The following is a 21876-nucleotide window of genomic DNA, read 5'->3' on the forward strand; positions in this document are numbered from 1 at the left end:
GAACTAAATCCAAATGTCCGCTGTGGGGAAGTTGCACCGCGGCAACTTAACCTACGACTAACGGCCGGTTTGGGCCGTTCAAACCGCCAATTTCAAACATGCGCCTGCTGTGTGAGCGCGCATCAGCAAATCTTCGCGTCTGGCTTTCGACCCTTTGGAGCCGTTAAGAAGTATTAGCTCCCGATTGACGAAGCCGAAGTAGCCAAAGGTTCCAGCCATCCACGCCGTCTCGATTGCCGATGTGTAGCCTCATTCTTCCATCTCGTCCGAACGTGCGCCCGCAGGCACAAGCAAAACACCTGTTCGCGGTCTTTGAAGAGACTTCTCTGGATCATCCAGTTGATCGTATGCCCAGCCCCACGACCAGCCCCGATCGATCCATCCTTTCGTCATCGCAGGCATGCCCCACCAGAAAAGAGGGAACACAAATCCAATCGCATCAGCGCGGCCGATCCGCTCCTGTTCAACCAATACGTCGCTCGGAGCGTGACCTGAATTGTCTCCACTAACGTCAACCATCGACCACCGCGGATCAAAGTTTTCGGCATGTAAGTCAGCTAACTCGGTTGTGTGTCCCGCCCCTTCAGCACCTGCACAGAACTCTTTCGCTACAGCTGAATTGAATGAGTTTTGGTCAGGGTGATCAAGTATGGTGAGAACATGCATTTTGAATCCAAGATAGTCATTTGGCGTGAGGAATCATTGCTGAGATGGTTTTGCATCCGCCGGGAACGTCTGCAATGCGAGCTGAAAATACCGCACCTCGGCTGATTGACCAACGGCAGATTTAGTCCGAGAGTGAAGATGTACCATGAGCGTCGATGGTAGATGCTAAGGGACGGTTATAACACCAGTAGCATGCAGCCATATATTACTAATTGGCCGGTGCCTTGGCGAGGGGCACCGGTGGCCTCAATCCGGCAGCGCCACATTCGCGGTGATCGGCTTGCCGACATCGTTGAAAAAGGGGTTTCGTCGCCAGCCACCAGAAAGCCTTGACTTGAGGGAGCGCACGGCAAATTCCCTTAAGAGCCGGCGCTGCCCATATTTCGTGTTCGGTAGGCGGGCCTTGGCGAACTCTCGGAACACACGTATTTCTATCGGAGGCAATGCTTCTTTGTCGGAGAGGTATGCCGCTTGGAGCGTCAGAAACGGAATGGCGCGTGTAGGCAGCGTGTTGGCGAGCGGAGTGTGACAGCATGTCGTGAACCACCGAGCTGGCCCCTTGTCTGACATCTTCGTCCACACGACCTTGTCAGCACCTTTCACGAACTGCGCGGCCTCTGGCGCCACCTGATAAAGGTCACACCCCCCGCATTCATCAAGAATATCACTTTTGCCAAGACGCGTGACGAAGCCGCGGCAGCTATTGCAATAGCAAACGACGCGCGTGCCGCCTTCGAGCGCAACAGTGAGCGCGACTTGGCCGCATTTGCATGTCCATGTAGTGGTGCCCATGTGTGAGAGGATGGCAGCCGGAGCAGTCAAAAGGAAGGGGGCTTCTGCTCATCGCTCCGGCTTTTGACGATGCGGCATGGGGCTGAGTGCCTCCTGACATTGAATCAACCAAATACCGAGTTATGCACGAATGGCCGCAATGCGGATGCTGCACTGAGGCGACCGGAGGTTTGGTCAAAGGCGGCTCTGGGCCGGGAGAGCCGGACCGCGCGACTGGGAATGTCTCGCCGGCGACGTTGGCATCCTCCGCAACGCTGCCGTCTCCGTGCTCCCTTCCCATGGCCTGAGGCGGAACCCGTTCGGATCCTTCCTGACGGATCCTCTAACGGGGGTAATTCGAACCCCGAAGCTCTCAAGTATTCCGGCGATGCGGAGGGGTTGGTGTTACGGTTGTTGTTCTTTGAAAGCCTCGGCTGGCGAAGGGATCTTGGCCTTGATCGGGCTCTAGTGAGCTGAAGACGAGGAAGTCCGGCGGTTTCATGCCGGGGAAATGGTGGGTTTTGGGGGATTTGCTTTGTTTTTCACGTTTAGTGGCTCCCCCGGGGGATATCTGAAAATCAGCGCAAGATACTGCCTACCGGTAAGAAAATAACTTCAAACGCAGAGCTGTATTTGGAGAAAAAACCTACCTGAAAGAGAGGATCTGGAAGGATCTGAGCCTCTGAACCGCCAAAACTCGCCCTTCGACGAGCTCAGGCGAGCCGCAAGGCAACCTCGCTGGCGCCGCCGCCGGTCTTGGTGACCTCCAGCTGCACCGGAATGCGGTCCTTCATCGCCTGGACGTGGCTGATCACGCCGATCGTGCGGCCCTGGGCCTGCAACCGCTCGAGTGCGTCGATGGCCAGGTCGAGCGATTCCGCGTCGAGGCTGCCGAAGCCCTCGTCGATGAAGAGGGTGCCGGCCAGCGCGCCGCGGCTGCCCATTCCCGAGAGCGCCAGCGCCAGCGATAGCGACACGAGGAAGCGTTCGCCGCCAGAGAGCAGGCGGCTGGGCCGGGTGTCGCCGGCCATGTCGCGGTCGATGATGTGGAGGGCGAGATCCTGGTCGGCCACGGCCAGCTGATAGCGCGGCTTCAGCTGGTCCAGGTGCAGGTTGGCGCGTTCGACCAACATGGCCAGGGTGACTGCCTGGGCGATCTGGGCGAAGCGGTCGCCCCGGGCCGAGCCGATGGCCTCGTTCACCGCCGTCCAGGTCTCGGCCACGCTGCGGGCCGCTTCTATCTCGGCCAGCAAGCCCGAGAGGGCGGCGCTGGCTCGGGCGTCCGCCTCGCGCCGTTCGGCCAGCCGTCCGACGGCTTCGGTCAGCGTGGTTGCCGTAGCGTCCAGCTGGGCCTTGCGGGTCTCGAGGTAGGGGCGCGGGGTCTCTGGCAGGCCTGTCTCTTGCAGCCGGGACAGCTCATCGCGTCGTTCCTGTCGCGCGCCTTCGGCGCTGGTGCGTTCGGTCCGGGCGGCGTCCAGAGCAGCCCGTTGGCGATCGACGTCCTCCGGCGATGCGGCGTGCATGGTCTGGATGCGGGACAGGTCCAGCCCGGCGGCCTCGCAGGCCAGCGCTAGCGCCGAGGTTGCGGCCTGCTGGCGGGCGGTGGCGCTGTTCAGGGCGTCCTGCGCCGCCGTCAGGCTGGCGAGATCCGCGGCAAGGCGCGAGTTGGCGTCGGCGTGGAGGTGCTGCGCCTCGGTCGCGGCGCCCATGGCGGCCTTGCGCGCCTCGTTGTGGCGGGTGCGGTGTGCGCCGGTGGGCTCGCCGCCCAGCAGCTGGCCGCGCTGCGTCCTCAGGTCGTCCAGCGCCGAGTGGCGCCGGGCGCGGGCCTGCTGCGCCTCGGTGGCAAGCTGGCCGGCCGAGCGGGTCGCCTCGCGCGCTTCGGTCAGCCGGGGCAGCAGCTCGGCTCGGGCGGCCTCGGTGTCGGTCAACTGCTGGCGCAGCGTCGTGGCCCGGCGGGCGCTGTCGCGGAGCTGCTCCAATGTGGGTTGGCCGTCGGCGCCGAAGGATTCGGGCGACAGGCCGAGCGCGGCGAGCGGCGGGCTGAGGCGCGGGGTCAGCACCTCGATCTCGCGTGTCGCTGCGGCGATGTCGCGGGCGATGTCGCGCGCGCGGGCCTCGCTGTCGGTCAGGCCTTCGGTCAGGGTGGTGATCTGGTCGGAGAGTGCTGTCTGTCGCGCTAACTGGGCCTCGATCGCGGCGCCAAGGCGCTGGTGTTCCTGCTCCAGCGTCTTCAGGCGGCCACGGTCGGCGTCCAGCGGGGCGCGGGCGGCATCCAGGCGGGCCTGCAGGGCCGTGAAGGCCTCATCCGGCGCCTGAGGGTCGAGGGGCAGGTCGGTGCCGTCGAGCGCGGCGCTTTGGCGGGTGTGATCATCCCGGGCGGCGGCGCGGGCGGCGGTCAGCTCGGCCGCGCGGTTCTCTTCGCGGGTGATCACGGCCTGCGCTGCCTCGCGGCGGACCTGAGCATCCCGCAACCCGGCCTGCACGGCGTCGCGGGCATCGGTGGCGGTCTGCATCTGCTGGCGCAGGTCCTCGGCCAGGCGGGCGAGGGCGCTGTTCTCCATCACCGGATGCTCGGTCGCATGGCAGACCGGGCAGGGCGCGCCGGGCTGCAAATGCTGGCGCAGGTGATCCGCCTCGGCGCTGAGCGCGGCCTCGGCCGAGGCGACGGGGCAGGAGAGGGCGTCGACATGGTGCCGGGCCGTCTCCAGCTCGGCGGTCAGGCGGCTGTGGTCGGACTCTGCCGTGGTGCGGTCCCTGAGGGCGTGGCGCTGCAACTCGGCACTGTCGGAGAGGGCACGTTCGGCCTCGCGCAGCTGGGTCGCGGCCTGTTGCAAGCTACGCAGGTCGATCCGCTGCTGGGCGAGCGTGGCAAGCCGCCCGGCCGGATCCTCGGCCTGCAGCCGCAGCCGCTCTGGCTGCAGCTCTGACTGGGCGCGGCGCAGCTCGGCAAGGCTGGTCTTGACCGTCTCGGCCTCGTCGCGGGCTGTGGTCTGGTCCTGGTTGGCGCGGTGCATGGTGCCAAGCGCCGCTTGGGCGGCGTGCAGGCGGGTGGCGGCCTGGATGCGAGCCTCCAGCCGGTCCTCCAGCGTGGCCCATTGCGTCAGAAGGAGATCCTGTCCGGGGATCTGTTGCAGGGCATGGGTGGCTTGCGTCAGGGCCGCCTGCAAGTCCCGGTCCTGGGCCTCCAGCGCCTCCTGCGAGGTTTGCGCGGCCGTCAGGTTGTCCTGCCGTGCGGCCTGATCGGCCTCGGCGCTTGCCAGTTCCCGGGTTGCCGTTGCGATCTGGCTGTCGAGCTGTTCGGCGGCGGTCCAGTCCGGGCCGAGCGCCTTGAACAGCGCCTCGATCTCATCGAGCCGGGTGGCCGCGTCGGAGGCCTCGGTGGCACGTTCGGCGACCGTCGCGATCTGTGCCGCGTGGGCCTCCGTCAGTCGGGATACGGCTTCGGTTTCATCAAGCAGGGCCTTGGCGGCGGTCTGATCCTCGCGCACTTCGCTTCGCAACGCCTGGGCGCGATCCCAATCGGCCAGCCAGGCCTGCTGCTCCGCCAGTTCTGCCAGCGCGGTCCCGGCCGTCCCGACACGCGCCTCGGCCCGGTCGAGCGCGGCCTGCGCCGTTTCCAGCGCCAGGTAGCGGCCGAGGTCGGTCGAGACCTCGGCCAGTTCGTTGGCGGTGGTCGCCTGCTGGTCCCGCAGGCTCTTGCCCTCCGCCTCCAGCGCCGCGCGTTCTTCCGCGCTGAGCAGGCGGTGCTCTCCGCGTCGCGTCTCCAGCGTGGCAAGGGCAGTTTGGGCAGCGGCGTGGCGTTCGTAGACCCGGCGCGAGATGTCGCGGTAGACCTGCGTGCCGGTGACCTTCTCGAGGATCGCGGCGCGTTCGCCGGTCTGGGCCGAGAGGAAGGCGTCGAAGTCGCCCTGCGCCAGCAGGACGGTGCGGCGGAACTCGTCGTAGGTCAGGCCGGTCAGCTCGGCCACCCGGTCGTTGACGCGGGACAGCTGGCTTTCCAGGACCTGGCCGTCGGAGGCGCGGGTCAGGCTGCGGTCGGCGGCCTGCAGGCGGCCGTCGATCCGGTCGCGGGCGCGGCGGGCGGACCAGCCGGCGGTGTAGACCTCGCCATCGACGGCGCGGAATGTGACCTCGGCCATGCCACGGGCGGCGCCCCGGCGCAGCACCATGCGGGGATCGGTCGATCGCAGGGTCGCGCCGTCCACATCCGCCACCGCCTCGCGGGTGCCGCCGCCGGACAGGCGCGGGCAATCGCCGTAGAGCGCTAGGCAGATTGCATCCAGAAGGCTGGACTTGCCCGCGCCGGTCTCGCCGGTGATGGCGAAGAGGCCGGCGCTGGCCAGCGGTCCCTCGTCGAGGCGGATCTCGAAGGGTTTGGCGAGGCTGGCGATGTTCTCGCCCCGGATCGACAGGATCTGCATGGCTCAGACCTCGGACAGCACGTCGCGGAAGGCGGCGAGGTGGCGGTCTTCGGGGGCGAAGCCGTTTTTCGCCTCGAAAGCCTGGGCGAAGAGCGCCTCGGGCGAGGTCTCGGCCAGCGAGGGGGCGGGGGCGGGCGGCGGCGCCGCATCGTCGTGAGCGCGGTGGATGCGGATGCCGGCGGGACGGACGGGGGCGGCGCGCAGCAGCGCCTCGGCCCGGCCCATCATCACCGCGGGCGCGTCCTCGGCCAGCAGTTCGACATAGACCAGCGGGCGCAGCTCGACCTCGGGCAGCTCCTCAATCTGGGACAGGGCTGTTTCCAGCTGGGCCAGGGTCATCGTGCCGGTGGAGGGCAGCCGCAGGACCGGGGCGGGCAGGGGGATCTCGCGGTGGGTGGCGCGGATGGTGCGGCCCTCGATGTCGAGGAGCGTGACGCCGTGCTTATAGTGGATCTCTGAGGCCGAGAGCGGGAAACAGCTGCCGCTATAGCGCACCCGGCCACCGTCCAGCGACTGCGGCCCGTGCAGGTGGCCAAGCGCCACGTAGTCAATGCGGGGCGGGTAGATGTCGGGCGGCACGGCATGGGATCCGCCGATCAGGATGCGCCGTTCGGCCCCTTCGGATTCCAGGCCGCCAGTGCAATGCAGGTGTCCCATGGCGATCAGGGGCAGATCGCCGATGCGGGGCAGGGCGGCCCCGGTCAGATCGGCATGGAAGCGGCGCGCGGCATCGATGACGGTGGTCTCGCCCTCATCGGCGGCAAAGCTAAGGCCTGAGAGGTCCGCGGCGCGCAGGAAGGGGATGGCCAGGACGAAAACTTCGGGCGTGCCATCCAGGCCGGGCACGGGGATCAGGTGGCGGTCGAGGTCCGGCTGGCCGTCGCGGCGGTGGATGGTGCCGATCGTGCGGATGTCGAAGCTGCCCAGCAGGTCGGCAGGCGCTTCCAGGCGCAGGGCGGGATCATGGTTGCCGCCGGTCAGGATAACCTGCAGGCGGGGCAGCCGCTGCTTGATCCTGGCCATGGTGCGGTAGAACAGCCGCTGGCTCTCGCCCGAGGGGTTAGTGGTGTCGAAGATGTCGCCGGCCACCAGCAGCAGGTCGATCTGTTCCGCGACCAGGAGGTCGGTCAGGGCGTCGAAGAAGCGCGCATGTTCCGCCTCGCGGGACCAGCCGTTCAGGGTTTGGCCGATGTGCCAGTCAGCAGTGTGCAGCGCGCGCATGGGGGTGGCTCCTTGGGTTGCCGGTCAAGATCCCCGGGACCGGCGCGAGGGTCAAGCGCCAAGGGATGTCGCGGTGGTTCTCGGGAGCGGACATGGCTTCGAGCGCAGCGCTTCCCATCATGCCGGCTGATGCGATCGGCCCAAAGCCGACCTTGGCAGATAGATCGGACGCCGTATCAAAACCTCACTGAAACGGACATTCATGCAAGATCCAGCATTTTTGATCGCGAGAGGCCCGCAGTGCGAAATGAAGGGCCCGTTTACTGCAGTTGTGTCATGCCCGCTTTGGGAAAGCCCCTTTACCACAAAAGGTTTTTGTCTCGATCACGGACCCGCAAACTGTTGGTGTGAATGACAGAGCCTTGGAAGATCAGACAGCTACGCACAAAAAATTGGACGATTTTACTAATGGCCCTTGTGTTTCGATATATCTAAGCCTATGTCAGTTTAGTAATAACGAAATAAGGACTTATCTATGACTGACAGAAACACACAAACAACCCCCGCAAACGATGAAAACACTGTTGGCAGCCCGCATATGACCCACGCAAGGCGTGGTGGTGGCCCTCGATGGAAAGGACGCAACATGCGCAACGCACGTCACAAGGGCGGCCCCGGTCGCAGATCACATCGCCGACCATTGGAGCACGGTGATCTCAGCCTGCTTATCCTGAGTTTGATCCAAGACACACCGCGCCACGGTTATGATCTGATCACACAGATCGAAACACGGACGGCAGGGGCATATAAGCCAAGCCCCGGCGTCATGTACCCTGCACTAGAAGTGTTGCAGGACATGGGGCACGTCGAGATTGTTCCAAACGGAACCAAGAAGGTCTACCACATCACTGCAGAAGGTCTGGCGAAGCTGACCGAGGCGGAGGATGACTTGGCCCGGATCTACGACAAGCTTGACCGACTGGCAGCCCCAAGTGTGCGGGCGGCGGTTCACCGGCTGCACGACGCGGTCAAATCACACATGAGAGAGAACGATGTCTCAGAGACGGAACGCGCTGCAATCGTTAAAATACTTGATGAGGCTTATCAAAAGATAGGCGCTCTGAAGGCTAAAGATGACGACAGCTAACGGGCTCCACCTCAGAATCTCAAGGGTGCATCTCCTTACAGATGCGCCCTTAAGCACGGTGCGAAAAATGAAGTCAAAAGCGTTCAGTCGGACATACGATCGGACGTCTGGAATTCAACGTAAGCCAAGCCGTCCCGCGGGCAGGGGGACGCGGCGCGGGCTTCAGAACCGCCGCGGGAACGATACCCGTCGTGCCGTCCGCCCCGATAAACAGATGCTTGGGGTCGATCCTGCGAATGGTGTTCAAGCGTCCCAGCTGCATTACATCCGCGTCGCCAGTTAATCTGGAGTATCCGTCATAGCAGTTTGATTGCCCGTTCGGATGTGTCGCGGATGTGTTGCTCGATCAGGCTTGCCGCAAGATCAGCATCCCGCGCAAGCGTCGCCGTCATAATGTCGCGGTGCTCGTCAAACTTCCGTCCCCCAAGACCATCGGGTGCCCGCTTGGTCACGAACCTATAGCGGTCCAGCTGGTCAAACATGATTGACCGGAGGCGGAATAACCAGCGTCCCTGACAGGCAGACACAAGCGCTTCGTGGAATTCGCGGTGGCGTTCAACCCATTCGGAGTGGCGCTCCATCCGACGTTCCCAAGGCAAGCTTTCGATCAAACTAAGCCGGTGATGCACGGCCACGATTTTGGTTTCCCAGTCTTCGCCGCCATGTACTATGGCTTCACGCACGGCACGCTTTTCAAAGGCGATGAAATGGTCGGTAATCTCAAGCAGTTCTTCTGCCGAGACCGGCGCGACCCTAAACCCTTTGCCCGCCTCAACCGTCACGAATCCCTCAGACGACAACTGCGACAGGGCCTCGCGAAGGGTGCCGACGCCGACGTCATAACGCTTTGTCATCTCTGCAAATTTCAGACGTGCCTCGGGGGCAAACTCGCTGCTGACAATGTCGGTGCGCAAACGGGTCAGCACGTCGCGATTGTCTGCCCCGTCCTGCGTCGAGGATTGGCTACTTGTCGGGCCCAAACTATTTGGCGGCACATGGCTCTCCTGTCTTTATCAAAGGCTGAGTTGGCGTACAAGTTACGCGCGGATCAAACCTAACTACAAGCTTTCGAATATCCCAGATTTTCCACCTTCACCACAACTTTCGAAAAAATAGATATATTTCGGAAGAGTTCACTTGTAGTCATTGTGACAGACTGAAGAAGGGTTGATTGATGAAGTTTGTCTCTTTCGTATGTGATGGAAAGTCGTCTTGGGGGGCGGTCGAAGAACAAGGGGTGTTCGATATGGGCGCACGGTTTGGGGCGCGGTTCCCTGACCTTAAATCCTATATCGCAGCCGGATTGCCGTGCGAAGTGCTGTCGGATCTTGGTGACGCAGACTGTGCGGTATCAGATGTTGCGCTGGCGCCGGTGATCCCGAATCCCGACAAGATTGTCTTGGCTGCAATCAATTATTGGGAGGACGATACCGACCCTGATAAGGTCCCGACCTATCCGGTGTTGTTCTTACGCCTACCGTCGTCGCAGATCGGCCACGGCGCGCCCCTGATCCAGCCTCGATCCTCGCAAAAGCTGGATTTCGAGGGCGAATTGGCGGTGATCATCGGCACGGGCGGGCGGCACATCACCCCCGAGCAGGCCATGGAGCACGTCACGGGGTATTCCATCTACAACGACGCCAGTGTCCGCGATTGGCAAAAGCATTCGCATCAGTTCACGCCCGGTAAGAATTTTGTCGGAACCGGCGCCTTCGGCCCTTGGATGGTGCTACCGGAGGATATGCCAAGCCCTGAGGTGGGCGTCACGCTCACGACCCGTGTGAACGGCGTCGAAAAGCAACGCACGAATACCTCGCGGATGATCTTCGATATTCCCTACCTGATTTCATACATCTCGACCTTCGCACCGCTGGTGGCAGGGGATGTGATCGTCACGGGCACCTGCACGGGCTTTGGCATCACCCGCGACCCCAAGGAGTTTCTAATCCCGGGCGATGTGGTTGAAGTGGAAGTCGAAGGCATCGGCCTGCTTTCAAATGCCGTGGTGGCCGAAGAAACCGCCTAAAGTCACCCGCTGAGATGGATTTGGCTTGCAGCTTTAATTCTACTATTGCAAAAGTTTCGAAAATAACTTGCGCTTGCGAAAATGTGTGATACCCATTTGGCAACAAGCGGAGGAACACAGCATGGGCTATCTGGTGAACTCGATGGGGCACGTTCAGTTGAACGTCGTCGATCTGGAGGCGTTGGTTCGGGAGTCCTGCGATATTCTCGGGTTGCGCGTTACACGAGAGGAGGGCGACTGCGTATGGTTATCGTCCAACGGGCGCATGGCAGAGTTAGTGCTGCACAAATCCGACGAAAACGCGATACGGTCTTTGGGGTTTGAATCTGTCTCGGAAGCGGCAGTGGCCGAAGCGGCGTCTAGGGTCGAAGAGGCTGGCTGCACGCTGATCTCAACCGAGCCGAGTTTGGATTGCTGCGTCGCGGGCATGCAATTCGTCACGCCGCAGGGTCACACATTCGAACTTCACAGTCCTGTTGAGACAGAAATCTATGGCAATCGTCACCCCACGCCCGGCATGGCGCCGCTGCGGCTTGATCACGTTAATATCCTCTCTCCCGAGCCTGCCGAAACACGGGGCCAGATGGAGAAGATTTTCGGGATGCGCCTGTCTGAGCGGATGGTCGATGACGGCCTGAACTGGATGCGGGCCGCGAACCGGTTGCACCATATCCTTGGCATCGTGAAGGGGGGCACGGGGTTGCACCATTACTCATGGGAGGTGGCTGAATTCTCAAGCTACTGCCACTTGGGTGATCGACTCGACACCATTGGCAAGAACTTCATCTGGGGTCCGGGGCGGCACCGTCCGGGTGACAACACCTTTGCCTATTATATCGACACCTGCGGCGCGATGGTCGAGCTGGCCGGAAACATGGCCGTGATCAACGATGACGAGCGCTACGAGCCGAACATTATCACAGCTTTGAAGCGTCCCGAGAATGTCCGCGTGATGAATGTCTGGGGGGAACCTGCGCCGCTGCCTTGGCGCGAGCATCACTTCCCTTGGACGGCCCCCGCAGTTTAACCAAAGAGAGACGTTTCCATGCTGAAAATCGGTATTTTAGAAGGCTCCTTACGGCGCGCATCCCTGTCCCGCGCGGCAGCATGGGCGGCGTCCAATCTGCTGCCTGACGACGCGCAAGCGGTGGCGCTTGCAAATCCGGGCACGCTACCCTTGTTCAATCAGGATCTGCTGGATGAGGGGATGCCTGACGCTGTGGCGGCATTCATGTCGCAGGTCGAAAGCGTAGACGCGCTGTTAATTGTGACACCTGAATACAACTGGTCCATTCCGGGTGGTCTGAAGAACGCCATCGACTGGCTGTCGCGCAAAACCCCAAGCCCCTTGGCCCATAAGCCGGTGTCGATCTGGAGCGTATCTCCGGGGTTGTTGGGTGGCGCGCGGGTGCATGAAAGCCTGCGTCAGACGCTATTGTCACAAGACATGATCGTGATGGCGAAACCCGAAGTGCAAATCGCAGGAGCCATCGGCAAACTGGATGTGGATGCAGGCGCCATCACCAACCCCGAGACCGAGGCGTTTCTGCGCGCTCACCTCTCTAGCTTCACTGCATTTAGCAACACATGGGCCGCCGTCTAGGCGAAGTCCCGACCTGACTTGAAAGAGGCATGATCACATGGAACAGCAGCATACTTTTATGTCCGATGGCTTGAAACTCTCTGGCGTGCTTCATGTGCCCGAGTCCCGCAAGCCCGGCGAGCGCCTGCCCACCTTTATCGTCCTTCACGGGTTTGTCGGAACCAAGGATAAATCCCACGTTGAGATCATCGCCCGTATGATTGCGGACCTTGGATACTGTGTGTTCCGTATGGATTTCCGTGGCTGCGGCGAAAGCGAAGGCGCGCGCGGTGAGGTGCGGTGTTTCGATCAGGTGGCTGACACACGCAACGCGGTCACGTATCTGTCCGGTCTTGAAGAGGTTGATCCGGCACGCATCGGTGTGACGGGGCACAGTTTTGGCGCGGCGGTGGCGATCTTTTCTGCAGGTGTGGATGAACGTATCGCCTGCGTCATGTCGTTCTGCGGCTGGGGGGACGGAGAGCGCAAGTTTCGTGGCCAGCACCCGACGCCCGAAGCTTGGGAGAAGTTCACGGGCATTCTGGAAAAGGGCCGTAAACACAAAGCCGAGACAGGCGAATGCATGTGGGTGTCGCGATTCGACGTGGTGCCAATTCCGCCCGAATTGCGCGTCAACTTGTCACCAAAGGCCCAATTCGAGGTGCCGGTGGAAACCGCGATCAGCATGTATAACTTCCGCGCCGAAGATGTCGTTGCCTCTATCGCGCCGCGCCCGCTGTTGCTGTTCCACACAGCTCATGACGTGATCACCCCGATGGAGCAGTCGATCCGTCTGTTTGAAAAAGCCGGTGCCAACGCCGAACTTATGATCCCGACGGGCATGTCGCACTTCCCTGTATCGGACGAAGACCGCCCCCACACACAAGCTCTGGTCGAGGCTTGGTTGACCAAATTTTTCCCAGTCCAGATCAGCGACGCATCATGAAACTGTTGGGTGCGCAGTCCCTAAAGGCCTATGCCTCTGCCCTGTTGGGGGCGGGCGGCTACGCCGAAGAGCACGCTGAGCGCACGGCCGATATTCTGGTCTGGGCCAACGCCCGTGGCGCCAATTCGCACGGGGTGCTGCGCATACCACGCTATATCGAGATGGTTGAAACGGGGCTGATCAATCCGACCGCCCAACCCGAACTAGAAACACGCAACGGTGCCGTGGCCGTGCTTGAAGCGGGCAAGGCACCGGGGCCGTCTGCGATGGTCGCGGCGATGGATACGGCGATTGATCTGGCCGAAACATTCAACATCGGCTGGTGTTCGGCCCGCAATATCACCCATGCCGGTGCTGTCGGATACTTCGCGCTGCGGGCGGCAGAGCGCGGCTGCATCGGCATCGTCATGACAGCATCCGGCCCGCTGATGGCCTACCACGGTGCCAAGGTGTCCGGTCTGTCAACCAACCCGATCTCTATCTCTGCGCCGTCAACGGGTCTGCCCTTGTTGCTGGATATGTCCACATCGACGGCCGCCTTGGGCAAGATCATGCATGCCAAAGATGCGGGCACGACGATCCCGCCGGACTGGGCGATTGATGCAGACGGCAATCCGGTGACGGATCCCACGCAAGTCGCGACCCTCACGCCGCTTGGCGGCCCCAAAGGGTCGGGCCTGTCGCTGATGATTGAAGTGCTGTCCAGCGTGCTGGTGGCAAATCCTGTCATCTCGACGGTTCTGAGTGGTGGGAAGGGCGCGATGAACGGGGCGGCATTGGCGATCAAGATCGGTGCATTCGGCGCGCCAGAGAGTTTCGCAAACCAGATTGCGGCGCTGGGGCAGCAGTTGAAAGGTTTGCCGCGGGCACCTGGGACGGATGAAATCTTCATGCCTGGTGAACGTGGCTTTCGCCTATCAGAGGCGCGGATGCAGGCGGGCATTCCCTTGGCGAATGGCACGTTGGATCGATTGGCGGCTTTGGGTGACAGGCTTGGCGTTGCGCCGCCAAAGACGATGCAGAACGAACAATGAGAATAAATCGAGCCTAACAAATCGATGGGCATTCGCGTTCTTGGGAGGGAACTGTGGCACATATTGAGGATCATGGAGGACAAAGCAAAGCAGCCCGCGCTGTAAGCGGCGGTGTGCTTTTGGCGGCCGGTTTGGTGATTTCGTTCTTTGCCTGGGGCTACCCCACAGGCTCGGTCAATCAGATGGGCCCCGGTTTTATTCCGCAGACCATCGGTGTTCTGATCTCACTGCTGGCCATCGCCATTATCGTCGTTGATCTGCGCGGCCCTGCGCTAGAGCGCCCCACAACGCTTCAGTGGCGCGGTCTGTGTTTCGTCTCGGCGAGCATTGTTATCTTCGCCCTGTTGGTCGAACGGGCGGGCCTTCTCCCGTCGATGTTTCTGGCAGTCGGCGTGTCGATGTTTGCCGATGATCAGGCCAAACCGCTGACCGTGCTGATCTATGCCATTGTCGCGGCTGGGTTGGGCTGGCTTCTGTTCCTTGTGGGGCTTGAGCTGCCAATCCCCGCGTTCTGGAGGCCATAATGCTGGATCAATTCATCCTTGGCCTGTCAGTGGTGATGCAGCCCAACGTGCTGATCTACGCGTTCTTCGGTGTGTTGCTGGGGCAGCTTATCGGGGTTCTGCCCGGCGTTGGTGCGATCACAGCGATTTCGCTTTTGCTGCCGGTGACCTTCTATCTTGATGCAACATCGTCGATGATCCTGCTGGCTGGCATCTATTACGGGTCGCAGTATGGCGGCTCGATCGCGTCTATCTTGCTGAATTTGCCCGGAACGCCCTCGTCGGTTGTGACCTGTCTGGAAGGCTACCCGCTGGCACAAAGCAATCGCGCCGGGCTTGCCTTGTTTATTGCGGCGTTCTCATCCTTTTTGGGGGGCATGGTCGGAGTGGCTGTTCTGGTGCTTGCCGCGATCCCGATGACCGTGATTGCCCTGAAATTTGGCGCACCCGAATATGCGATGCTGGTGATCATCGGGCTCTTGGCGGCCTCGATGATCGGGACGGGGTCGCAGATCAGATCGCTTGCGATGGTTGTTCTGGGCATCGCGTTGGGTTTGGTCGGTGCGGATGCCACAACCGGATACTACCGCTTTGTTGCAATGCCAGAACTGGCCGATGGCATAAGCCTTGTGGCACTGGCGATGGGCCTGTTCGGTGTCAGCGAAGTCATCCGCCACGCATCGCGTAGGCCTAAACCCGGTGCGGCACCATTGTCTGTCAGTATGCGCGATGTCATCCCGACACGGGCGCAGGCCAAAACGCTGATCTTTCCGATTATGCGCGGGTCCAGCATCGGATCTTTCTTTGGCGCCCTACCGGGAACAGGCGCTGCGATTGCATCCTTCATGGCCTATGCGATTGAAAAACGATTTTCGCGCAAGCCCGAGAAATTCGGCACAGGGCATTTGCCCGGCCTTGCCGCGCCTGAAGCGGCCAACAACGCCGCGTCCCAGACCGGATTTATCCCAACCCTGACGCTGGGTGTGCCCGGTGATGCTGTGATGGCTTTGATCATCGGGGCGTTGATCCTGAACGGCATCATTCCCGGCCCCCGACTGATGGTGGATCAACCGGACCTGTTCTGGGGCGTCATCGCGAGCTTCTTTGTCGGCAATATCATCCTGCTGCTGATCAACGTGCCACTGATAAGACTTTGGGTTTTGCTGCTGCGCATTCCCTATCAAAAGCTGTATCCGATGATCCTGCTGATGATCTGTGTCGGCGTCTATTCGCACAGAACCAGCGTAACGGACGTGCTGCTGACGCTGGCCTTCGGTGTCCTCGGCTACCTGATGAAAAGCTACCGTTTTGAACCCGCGCCTGTGCTTTTGGGCTTTGTTCTTGGCCCGCTGCTCGAAGACAATTTCCGCCGGACGATGCTGCTCTATGGCGGCGATTTCACAATCTTCGTGACCCGCCCGATCAGCGCTGTTTTGTTCGTTTGCTCGGTCATTCTGATTGTCTGGGCGCTTTGGTCTAGCTTGTCACAACGACGAAGAACCGCGCGCGCGACATCGTAAACGCGGCACACCTTACCGGGCCCGAGGTGACACAAAAAGGGGCCCAACCAAATGGGAGGAACTAAAATGTTTAAGAAACTACTGACGACACTGCCCCTCGTGGCAGCCCTTGCCGTGCCGGCAGCGGCACAGGAATTCCCCGAACGCGCGTTGCGCATTGTTCACGGCTTTGGCCCGGGCGGTAACGCGGATACTGTTAGCCGGATAATCGCAGAAGAAATGTCCAAAGGGCTGGGCCAGCCTGTTGTGGTTGAATCCCGTCCGGGTGCAGGGGGCACAGTGGCATCGGGCTATGTCTCGAACGAAGATCCTGACGGTTACACCATGCAGTTGATGGTCGGTGGCCACGCTGTGGCCGCGGGCCTTTACGAAAGCCTGCCTTATGAATCCGTCGACGGTTTTACCTTTATCTCGACCCTTGGGCAGTTCCCCTTCATGGTCGCGGCCCGCGCTGGCGAATACGAGTCTATGGAGGCTCTGATCGCGGCGGCGGCTGATGCGCCGGGAACAATCAAGATCGGCCATTCGGGCGTCGGATCAACCCAGCACCTGACCGGCGAATTGTTAGATCTGCGCACGGATGCCGACTTCCTGCACATCCCCTATCAGGGTGGTGCAGCCGCTTCGACGGCACTGATGAGTGGTGAAGTCGATGTTGTCATCGATACAGGCACTGTGATCCGCCCGCAAGCCGAGGCTGGCGTCTACGACATTCTCGCCGTTACATCCGGCGAACGCTGGCCCGATGCCCCTGATGTGCCCACCGTGTCCGAGACCGTCGCTGAAGGTTTTGACGTGGTGTCATGGACAGGCATCGGGATGCCAGCGGGTGTCCCTGACGAGATTGCGGATCGTATCCGCACCGAAGTGCATGCCGCCTTGGCCGCCCAGAACGTGAGCGACATGGTTTCGTCCCTCGGCGCAAAGCCATCGCCGTCTACTGGCGAGGAAATGACCGCGCTTATCGAAGGGCAGATCGCAGTCTGGACCGACGTGATCGAAAGCGCTGGCATCGACAAACGCTAAACCATCTGGCCCGCCGACATACGGTTGGCGGGCCATTCCAATTCCAATTCCAGCGAGGAGCCGCATCATGAGCACGACAAAGCCCGAAGACCTCTATGCCAACATGTTGCGTCAGTCCCTCTATGTCATCACGACCACGCCAGCGCGCGGCGAAGGGATGCAAGACATTCTGCCCGCCCATCTGGAGTATCAGATCAGACTGGAGCGCGACGGCATTCTGTTCGGTGCCGGCCCTTTGTTCGAAGAGGGCGAGACAGTTCCCTACGGCGGCATGATTATTCTGCGCGCCAAAGACGAAGCCGAGGCCCGCACACACGCGGATGCCGACCCATTCCACGCCGCCGGTTTACGCAGTTACACCGTAAACCGCTGGATGCTTAACGAAGGCGCAATGACGTTGACCGTGCGCTACTCAGATCAAACTGCCGAGATCGGCTAAACCCACGCAGGAGACCGATATGTCGGATCACAAACAGAATTTCATTGGCGGAACTTGGGTCGCGGGCGAGGCCACACCCAATATCAACCCGTCCAATACCGCAGATATCATCGGCCATTACGCCCGCGCCGACGCGGCACAGGCCCGTGATGCGATTGATGCGGCCAAGGCGGCGTTTCCCGCGTGGTCGCGCAGTGCGCCACTTGAACGGCACGGTATTTTGCGCCGCGCTTCTGACGAGATCCTCGCCCGCAAGGACGAGCTTGGCCAGTTGTTGTCGCGCGAAGAGGGCAAGACACTTGCCGAGGGCATCGGCGAGACAGTGCGCGCCGCGCAGATTTTCGACTTTTTCGCGGGGGAGACTTTGCGTCTGGCGGGTGAAACTGTGCCATCCGTTCGGCCCGGTGTGGGCGTTGAAGTGACCCGTGAAGCGGTTGGTGTTGTCGGCGTGATCACGCCGTGGAACTTCCCTATCGCCATTCCCGCGTGGAAACTGGCGCCCGCGCTTTGCTATGGCAACACTGTTGTCTTCAAGCCCGCTGAGCTGGTCCCGGGGTGTGCGTGGGCACTGGTCGATATCCTTCAACGGGCGGGGCTTCCCGAAGGTGTGTTGAACCTTGTCATGGGGCAAGGGTCCGTTGTCGGGCAGGTCATCGTGCAAAGCGTGGATGTCGATGCGTTGACCTTCACGGGGTCGCAACCCACGGGGGCCGCACTCGCCTTGGAGTCAGCCAAACTCATGCGCAAGTCGCAGATGGAAATGGGCGGTAAGAACCCGTTTATCGTGCTGGCAGACGCCGATCTGGACGTGGCCGTGGATTGTGTGACGCAGGGGGCGTACTTCTCAACCGGCCAACGCTGTACGGCCTCATCGCGGATCATCGTCGAGGACGCGATCCACGACAAATTTGTTGCAGCGCTAAGCGAGCGGATCAACGCGCTGTCTGTCGGGGACGCCTTGGATCCCGCGACCCAGATCGGTCCGGTCGTGGACGCAAGCCAATTGGCGCAGAACGAGGACTACATTCAGATCGGCCAAGCCGAGGGCGCGCGCCTGCTTACGGGGGGCGAACGCTTGAGCCGTGCAACCGAAGGGTTCTTTCAGCGTCCAGCGCTGTTCACCGATTGCACCAATGACATGCGCATCGCCCGCGAAGAAATCTTTGGCCCCGTCGCCGCCGTCATCCGCGTCGCGGATTATGACGCGGCGCTTGAGGTGGCTAACGACACGCACTTCGGCCTGTCTGCGGGGATCGCGACGACCAGCCTAAAATTTGCGACCCATTTCAAACGCAACGCCGAGGCCGGGATGGTCATGGTGAACCTGCCGACCGCTGGCGTTGATTTTCACGTGCCGTTCGGTGGACGCAAAGCTTCCAGCTTTGGACCGCGCGAACAGGGGCGTTATGCGGCGGAATTCTACACAACGGTCAAAACCGCTTACACCTTGGCTTAAGCCACAAAGGACAGACCATGATCTACGAAATGCGCGTTTATTCCTGCGTTCCAGGTGGCATGCCGGCCCTGCTGGGGCGGTTTGAAACCACGACCCTTAAAATCTGGGAGCGGATGGGCCTGCGCCCCGCGGGCTTCTTCACCACGCTGGTCGGCCCCAATAATCACGACCTGACCTATTTTCTGGCATGGGAGTCACTGGCAGAGCGCGAACAGCTTTGGAACGCCTTTGCCAGCGACCCTGAATGGGTCGCCGCGCGTGCTGCCCATCAAGAGGCGCACGGCGAGGTTGTCGCCAACATCGCCTCCAGCTTTTTGACGCCAACGTCTTTTTCGACGATCACGTAAGGGCCGGTATGACATCCCCCCAAGCGTCAGGGCAGGCCCTCTCCGGCATGCGTATTCTTGATCTGACACGCATTCTGGCAGGCCCATGGGCGACACAGATTCTGGCTGATCTGGGTGCCGAGGTTATTAAGGTCGAACACCCCAATGGCGGTGACGACACCCGCAGCTGGGGGCCGCCCTACGTCAAGGATGACGCTGGCACCGATCGGGGCAGCGCCTATTTCCACAGCGCGAACCGTGGCAAGAAATCCGTTGTGGTCGACATTACTAAGCCCGAGGGGCAGCGTGTGGTCCGCGCTATGGCGGCCTCCTGCGATGTCGTGATCGAAAATTTCAAGGTTGGCGGTCTGGCCAAATACGGTCTGGACTACTCTGGTCTTAGTGGGGTCAAGCCCGATATCGTCTATTGTTCGATCACCGGCTTCGGCCAGAACGGCCCCTATGCCGACCGCGCGGGCTATGATTTCCTTATTCAGGCCATGGGCGGTTTGATGAGTGTGACCGGACAGAAAGAGGGCACTGCTGGCGCAGAGCCGATGAAAGTAGGGGTCGCGCTGACAGATGTTCTGACAGGGCTATATGCGGTCATTGGCATTCTGGCAGCCTTGCGCCACCGCGATGCAACCGGAGAGGGGCAGCAGATCGACATGGCCTTGCTCGACGTGCAGGTGGCGACCCTCGCCAATCAGGCGATGAACTATCTCGCGACCGGAACCTCGCCCAAGCCCCTTGGCAATTCCCACCCCAGCATCGTGCCCTATCAAGCGTTTGAGACCAGCGATGGATATGTGATCCTTGCGGTTGGCAACGACGGGCAGTTTGCGCGGTTCTGTGAGGTCGCGGGACTGCAAGGGCTTGCCGCGGATGCGCGGTTTGCGACAAACCCCGAACGGGTCCGCAACCGCGAGACGCTTATCCCGATCCTGCAAGGTGTCATGTCAGGTCGCAGGATGGACGACTGGATCGTGGCGCTGAATGCAGCACAGGTGCCTGTCGGTCCGATCAATGATCTGCAACGGGTGTTTGACGACCCACACATCAAAGCGCGCGGCATGCGCACCGCGCCTGTTGCAACAGACGGCGCCCCGTTGCAGGGCGTCGCCTCGCCCCTGAAGCTATCACAAACGCCGCCTATTCCGCCCAAAGCAGCGCCCGAATTGGGGGCTGATACTTTTGCTGTCCTCAGCCAGCTCTTGGACCCCGAGGATTTTGACATCGATGCACTCGAAGCCACAGGTGCGGTGCAGTTTTTGAAAGGCCAGACATGACCGACAAACTCCTTGTGACCCATGACGACGGGATCGCCACCTTGACGCTGAACATGCCGGATATGCGCAACCCGATCACCGACGCGGACGTTGTCGATGAACTTTGCGCCGCGATGGAGTGGCTGAACAATGATCAGTCGATCCGCTGTGCGATCCTGACGGGAGCGGGCAAGGCGTTCTCGTCCGGGGGCAACCTGAAACACATGCGCGATAAAGAGGGCATCTTCGGCGGCGACGCCATTGCCGTGCGCAACAGCTACCGCGCTGGCATCCAGCGCGTCGCCAAGGCGGTTTGGAATGTCGAAGTGCCGATGATCGCCGCTGTGAACGGTCCGGCCTATGGGGCAGGCTGCGATTTGACCTTGTTCTGCGACATCCGCATCGCGTCTGAAACAGCCGTTTTTGCAGAGAACTTTGTCAACGTAGGTATTGTGTCAGGCGATGGCGGATCATGGATACTGCCGCGTCAGGTCGGCCTGTCTCGCGCCGCGCAGATGGCTTTCACGGCCGATCCGATAGATGCCGAAACCGCGTTAGCGTGGGGACTGGTGTCGCAAATCGCGCCACCTGAAGACCTGATGGAGGCCGCCATGACATTGGCGCGGCGCATCGCCCGCAACCCGCCTCGCCAACTCAGGCTGACCAAACGTTTGATGCGCGAGGGCACCAATTCAACGCTGGATCAAGTGCTTGAACTGTCTGCGGCCTATCAAGGCGCTGTGCATCAAACACAAGATCATGCCGAAGCTGTTGCAGCGCTTCTCGAACGACGTGCGGGTAAATTCGACGGGAGTTAATGTCCGTAAAGCGGCTCGGAATGCTGGCAGATTTCCCTGAAGCAGAGGGTTACATGTCACATAATGAGCCCCGTTAGGGCTCGACGCCGACGCTCTCTGCCGCCGAAAGTGCCACTTGCGGCCGAAGGTCTGCTTTCTCATACAGTGAACCTACACCTCGCAACTGCCGGGAAGGCCCGCTTCCCGCCCTTCGTGTCGGCGTTCAGCTCAAGAACGACTCCACTACAGCAAACGTCCACTTTGCCGGCCGCAGATCAACTTGATCGCACGTGGCGCTAAGTTCTGGTTTCTGCTCAGACTGGCCAAAGTACGGATAGGGAAGGGGACTTGTCGAGTGGCAGCTGTGTGTCCAACTTTCGCTCAATCCCTTCACAAAACACTGGCCCCCGTTTCGCCCCTGATTCAGCCGAATCTGAGGACAAATCGATGAGCGAGATCCGGGAAAAAACGTTTAAATTCAATCAAAAGGCCTCTCTGAGCTGTCCTCCGAAGGCAGAGGCCAGAGGTTCGAATCCTCTCGGGTGCGCCAATAAAACAAGGCGATTAGGAAATCTGACGATTTACGCGCCCCTGTTTCCCCTCAATTGCAGCCAGTGTACCGCTCTGAAAATGGGGCGAAAGGTGCCAATATGTCCGCTCGATCGTTGCAGTGCTGGTGGCAAAGAATCCCCGCCGCGTCGACGATTGAAGCGCCGTTCTGGATGGCCCAAGTGATGGCCGTGTGCTTCAGGCTGTGCGGCGTTGGTCTCCAGTCGAGATTCGTATC

20 protein-coding genes are annotated in these 21876 nt (G+C 61.1%); 14 read left to right on the forward strand and 6 right to left on the reverse strand.

Annotated elements, in window-relative coordinates; genetic code table 11:
• Window positions 1-249: 249 nt before the first annotated feature.
• The 4 genes from ACJ5NV_RS19965 to ACJ5NV_RS19980 all read right to left on the reverse strand — a co-directional run bounded on the left by ACJ5NV_RS19965 (window position 250) and on the right by ACJ5NV_RS19980 (window position 7079).
• Window positions 250-666 carry an NAD(P)H-dependent oxidoreductase gene (locus ACJ5NV_RS19965; RefSeq protein WP_411646591.1) on the reverse strand — a complete coding sequence of 139 codons (417 nt, stop codon included), beginning with the start codon at window positions 664-666 and terminating at the stop codon, window positions 250-252.
• 246 nt (window positions 667-912) lie between these two features.
• Window positions 913-1458 (reverse strand): DUF6151 family protein, encoded by a 546-nt coding sequence (locus ACJ5NV_RS19970; RefSeq protein ID WP_411646593.1) that lies wholly within the window; start codon window positions 1456-1458, stop codon window positions 913-915.
• A 692-nt stretch (window positions 1459-2150) separates the two neighbouring features.
• Window positions 2151-5858: an AAA family ATPase gene (locus ACJ5NV_RS19975; RefSeq protein WP_411646595.1), complete on the reverse strand. Its 3708-nt coding sequence runs from the start codon at window positions 5856-5858 to the stop codon at window positions 2151-2153.
• Between the two features lie 3 nt (window positions 5859-5861).
• Window positions 5862-7079: an exonuclease SbcCD subunit D gene (locus tag ACJ5NV_RS19980; RefSeq protein WP_411646597.1), complete on the reverse strand. Its 1218-nt coding sequence runs from the start codon at window positions 7077-7079 to the stop codon at window positions 5862-5864.
• Between the two features lie 586 nt (window positions 7080-7665).
• Between ACJ5NV_RS19980 and ACJ5NV_RS19985 the strand changes: the two genes are divergently transcribed.
• The gene (locus tag ACJ5NV_RS19985) at window positions 7666-8166 is read left to right on the forward strand and encodes a PadR family transcriptional regulator (RefSeq protein ID WP_411646599.1); all 501 of its coding nucleotides are present in this window, start codon (window positions 7666-7668) and stop codon (window positions 8164-8166) included.
• A 296-nt stretch (window positions 8167-8462) separates the two neighbouring features.
• Here ACJ5NV_RS19985 and ACJ5NV_RS19990 read toward each other — a convergent pair whose 3' ends face one another.
• Window positions 8463-9161, reverse strand: coding sequence for an FCD domain-containing protein (locus tag ACJ5NV_RS19990; protein WP_411646600.1), 699 nt, complete (start codon window positions 9159-9161; stop codon window positions 8463-8465).
• A gap of 179 nt (window positions 9162-9340) precedes the next feature.
• On the opposite strand from ACJ5NV_RS19990, the gene ACJ5NV_RS19995 reads away from it, so the two are divergent.
• The 13 genes from ACJ5NV_RS19995 (at window position 9341) to ACJ5NV_RS20055 (ending at window position 21110) form a co-directional block, all read left to right on the forward strand.
• On the forward strand, window positions 9341-10192 hold the full coding sequence (locus ACJ5NV_RS19995) for a fumarylacetoacetate hydrolase family protein (protein ID WP_411646602.1): 852 nt from the start codon (window positions 9341-9343) through the stop codon (window positions 10190-10192).
• 121 nt (window positions 10193-10313) lie between these two features.
• Entirely contained in the window at window positions 10314-11219 is a 906-nt protein-coding gene (locus tag ACJ5NV_RS20000; RefSeq protein ID WP_411646604.1) for a VOC family protein, read from the forward strand.
• A gap of 18 nt (window positions 11220-11237) precedes the next feature.
• Window positions 11238-11795 carry an NADPH-dependent FMN reductase gene (locus ACJ5NV_RS20005; RefSeq protein ID WP_411646605.1) on the forward strand — a complete coding sequence of 186 codons (558 nt, stop codon included), beginning with the start codon at window positions 11238-11240 and terminating at the stop codon, window positions 11793-11795.
• A 37-nt stretch (window positions 11796-11832) separates the two neighbouring features.
• On the forward strand, window positions 11833-12720 hold the full coding sequence (locus ACJ5NV_RS20010; RefSeq protein WP_411646607.1) for an alpha/beta hydrolase: 888 nt from the start codon (window positions 11833-11835) through the stop codon (window positions 12718-12720).
• Window positions 12717-13754: an Ldh family oxidoreductase gene (locus tag ACJ5NV_RS20015; protein WP_411646608.1), complete on the forward strand. Its 1038-nt coding sequence runs from the start codon at window positions 12717-12719 to the stop codon at window positions 13752-13754. Before ACJ5NV_RS20010 ends, ACJ5NV_RS20015 begins: the two co-directional genes overlap by 4 nt.
• Before the next feature lie 53 nt (window positions 13755-13807).
• Window positions 13808-14278 carry a tripartite tricarboxylate transporter TctB family protein gene (locus ACJ5NV_RS20020; protein ID WP_411646610.1) on the forward strand — a complete coding sequence of 157 codons (471 nt, stop codon included), beginning with the start codon at window positions 13808-13810 and terminating at the stop codon, window positions 14276-14278.
• Complete coding sequence (locus ACJ5NV_RS20025) at window positions 14278-15777, forward strand: tripartite tricarboxylate transporter permease (protein WP_411646611.1); 1500 nt, start codon at window positions 14278-14280, stop codon at window positions 15775-15777. The genes ACJ5NV_RS20020 and ACJ5NV_RS20025 overlap by 1 nt, the downstream gene beginning before the upstream one ends.
• A 66-nt stretch (window positions 15778-15843) precedes the next feature.
• Window positions 15844-16803 carry a Bug family tripartite tricarboxylate transporter substrate binding protein gene (locus ACJ5NV_RS20030; protein WP_411646613.1) on the forward strand — a complete coding sequence of 320 codons (960 nt, stop codon included), beginning with the start codon at window positions 15844-15846 and terminating at the stop codon, window positions 16801-16803.
• Between the two features lie 67 nt (window positions 16804-16870).
• Complete coding sequence (locus ACJ5NV_RS20035) at window positions 16871-17242, forward strand: YciI family protein (RefSeq protein WP_411646615.1); 372 nt, start codon at window positions 16871-16873, stop codon at window positions 17240-17242.
• A gap of 19 nt (window positions 17243-17261) precedes the next feature.
• Window positions 17262-18698 carry an aldehyde dehydrogenase family protein gene (locus ACJ5NV_RS20040; RefSeq protein ID WP_411646616.1) on the forward strand — a complete coding sequence of 479 codons (1437 nt, stop codon included), beginning with the start codon at window positions 17262-17264 and terminating at the stop codon, window positions 18696-18698.
• A gap of 17 nt (window positions 18699-18715) precedes the next feature.
• On the forward strand, window positions 18716-19045 hold the full coding sequence (locus ACJ5NV_RS20045; RefSeq protein WP_411646618.1) for an NIPSNAP family protein: 330 nt from the start codon (window positions 18716-18718) through the stop codon (window positions 19043-19045).
• Window positions 19046-19053: 8 nt separating this feature from the next.
• Complete coding sequence (locus ACJ5NV_RS20050; RefSeq protein ID WP_411646619.1) at window positions 19054-20313, forward strand: CaiB/BaiF CoA transferase family protein; 1260 nt, start codon at window positions 19054-19056, stop codon at window positions 20311-20313.
• Window positions 20310-21110, forward strand: coding sequence for a crotonase/enoyl-CoA hydratase family protein (locus ACJ5NV_RS20055; protein ID WP_411646621.1), 801 nt, complete (start codon window positions 20310-20312; stop codon window positions 21108-21110). The genes ACJ5NV_RS20050 and ACJ5NV_RS20055 overlap by 4 nt, the downstream gene beginning before the upstream one ends.
• A gap of 580 nt (window positions 21111-21690) precedes the next feature.
• On the opposite strand, the gene ACJ5NV_RS20060 is transcribed toward ACJ5NV_RS20055, so the two are convergent.
• The coding region (locus ACJ5NV_RS20060; protein ID WP_411646623.1) for a hypothetical protein at window positions 21691-21876 on the reverse strand (186 nt) is incomplete at its 5' end.

The organism is Loktanella agnita, assembly GCF_046640325.1.
GTDB lineage: Bacteria > Pseudomonadota > Alphaproteobacteria > Rhodobacterales > Rhodobacteraceae > Yoonia > Yoonia agnita.

Coding starts and splice junctions, on each gene's coding strand:
- ACJ5NV_RS20015 (WP_411646608.1), top strand. CDS start 12,717: ATGAAACTGTTGGGTGCGCAGTCCCTAAAGGCCTATGCCTCTGCCCTG.
- ACJ5NV_RS20055 (WP_411646621.1), top strand. CDS start 20,310: ATGACCGACAAACTCCTTGTGACCCATGACGACGGGATCGCCACCTTG.
- ACJ5NV_RS20035 (WP_411646615.1), top strand. CDS start 16,871: ATGAGCACGACAAAGCCCGAAGACCTCTATGCCAACATGTTGCGTCAG.
- ACJ5NV_RS19965 (WP_411646591.1), bottom strand. CDS start 666: ATGCATGTTCTCACCATACTTGATCACCCTGACCAAAACTCATTCAAT.
- ACJ5NV_RS20040 (WP_411646616.1), top strand. CDS start 17,262: ATGTCGGATCACAAACAGAATTTCATTGGCGGAACTTGGGTCGCGGGC.
- ACJ5NV_RS19975 (WP_411646595.1), bottom strand. CDS start 5,858: ATGCAGATCCTGTCGATCCGGGGCGAGAACATCGCCAGCCTCGCCAAA.
- ACJ5NV_RS19970 (WP_411646593.1), bottom strand. CDS start 1,458: ATGGGCACCACTACATGGACATGCAAATGCGGCCAAGTCGCGCTCACT.
- ACJ5NV_RS20000 (WP_411646604.1), top strand. CDS start 10,314: ATGGGCTATCTGGTGAACTCGATGGGGCACGTTCAGTTGAACGTCGTC.
- ACJ5NV_RS19980 (WP_411646597.1), bottom strand. CDS start 7,079: ATGCGCGCGCTGCACACTGCTGACTGGCACATCGGCCAAACCCTGAAC.
- ACJ5NV_RS20025 (WP_411646611.1), top strand. CDS start 14,278: ATGCTGGATCAATTCATCCTTGGCCTGTCAGTGGTGATGCAGCCCAAC.
- ACJ5NV_RS20050 (WP_411646619.1), top strand. CDS start 19,054: ATGACATCCCCCCAAGCGTCAGGGCAGGCCCTCTCCGGCATGCGTATT.
- ACJ5NV_RS20010 (WP_411646607.1), top strand. CDS start 11,833: ATGGAACAGCAGCATACTTTTATGTCCGATGGCTTGAAACTCTCTGGC.
- ACJ5NV_RS19985 (WP_411646599.1), top strand. CDS start 7,666: ATGCGCAACGCACGTCACAAGGGCGGCCCCGGTCGCAGATCACATCGC.
- ACJ5NV_RS20005 (WP_411646605.1), top strand. CDS start 11,238: ATGCTGAAAATCGGTATTTTAGAAGGCTCCTTACGGCGCGCATCCCTG.
- ACJ5NV_RS20045 (WP_411646618.1), top strand. CDS start 18,716: ATGATCTACGAAATGCGCGTTTATTCCTGCGTTCCAGGTGGCATGCCG.
- ACJ5NV_RS20030 (WP_411646613.1), top strand. CDS start 15,844: ATGTTTAAGAAACTACTGACGACACTGCCCCTCGTGGCAGCCCTTGCC.
- ACJ5NV_RS19995 (WP_411646602.1), top strand. CDS start 9,341: ATGAAGTTTGTCTCTTTCGTATGTGATGGAAAGTCGTCTTGGGGGGCG.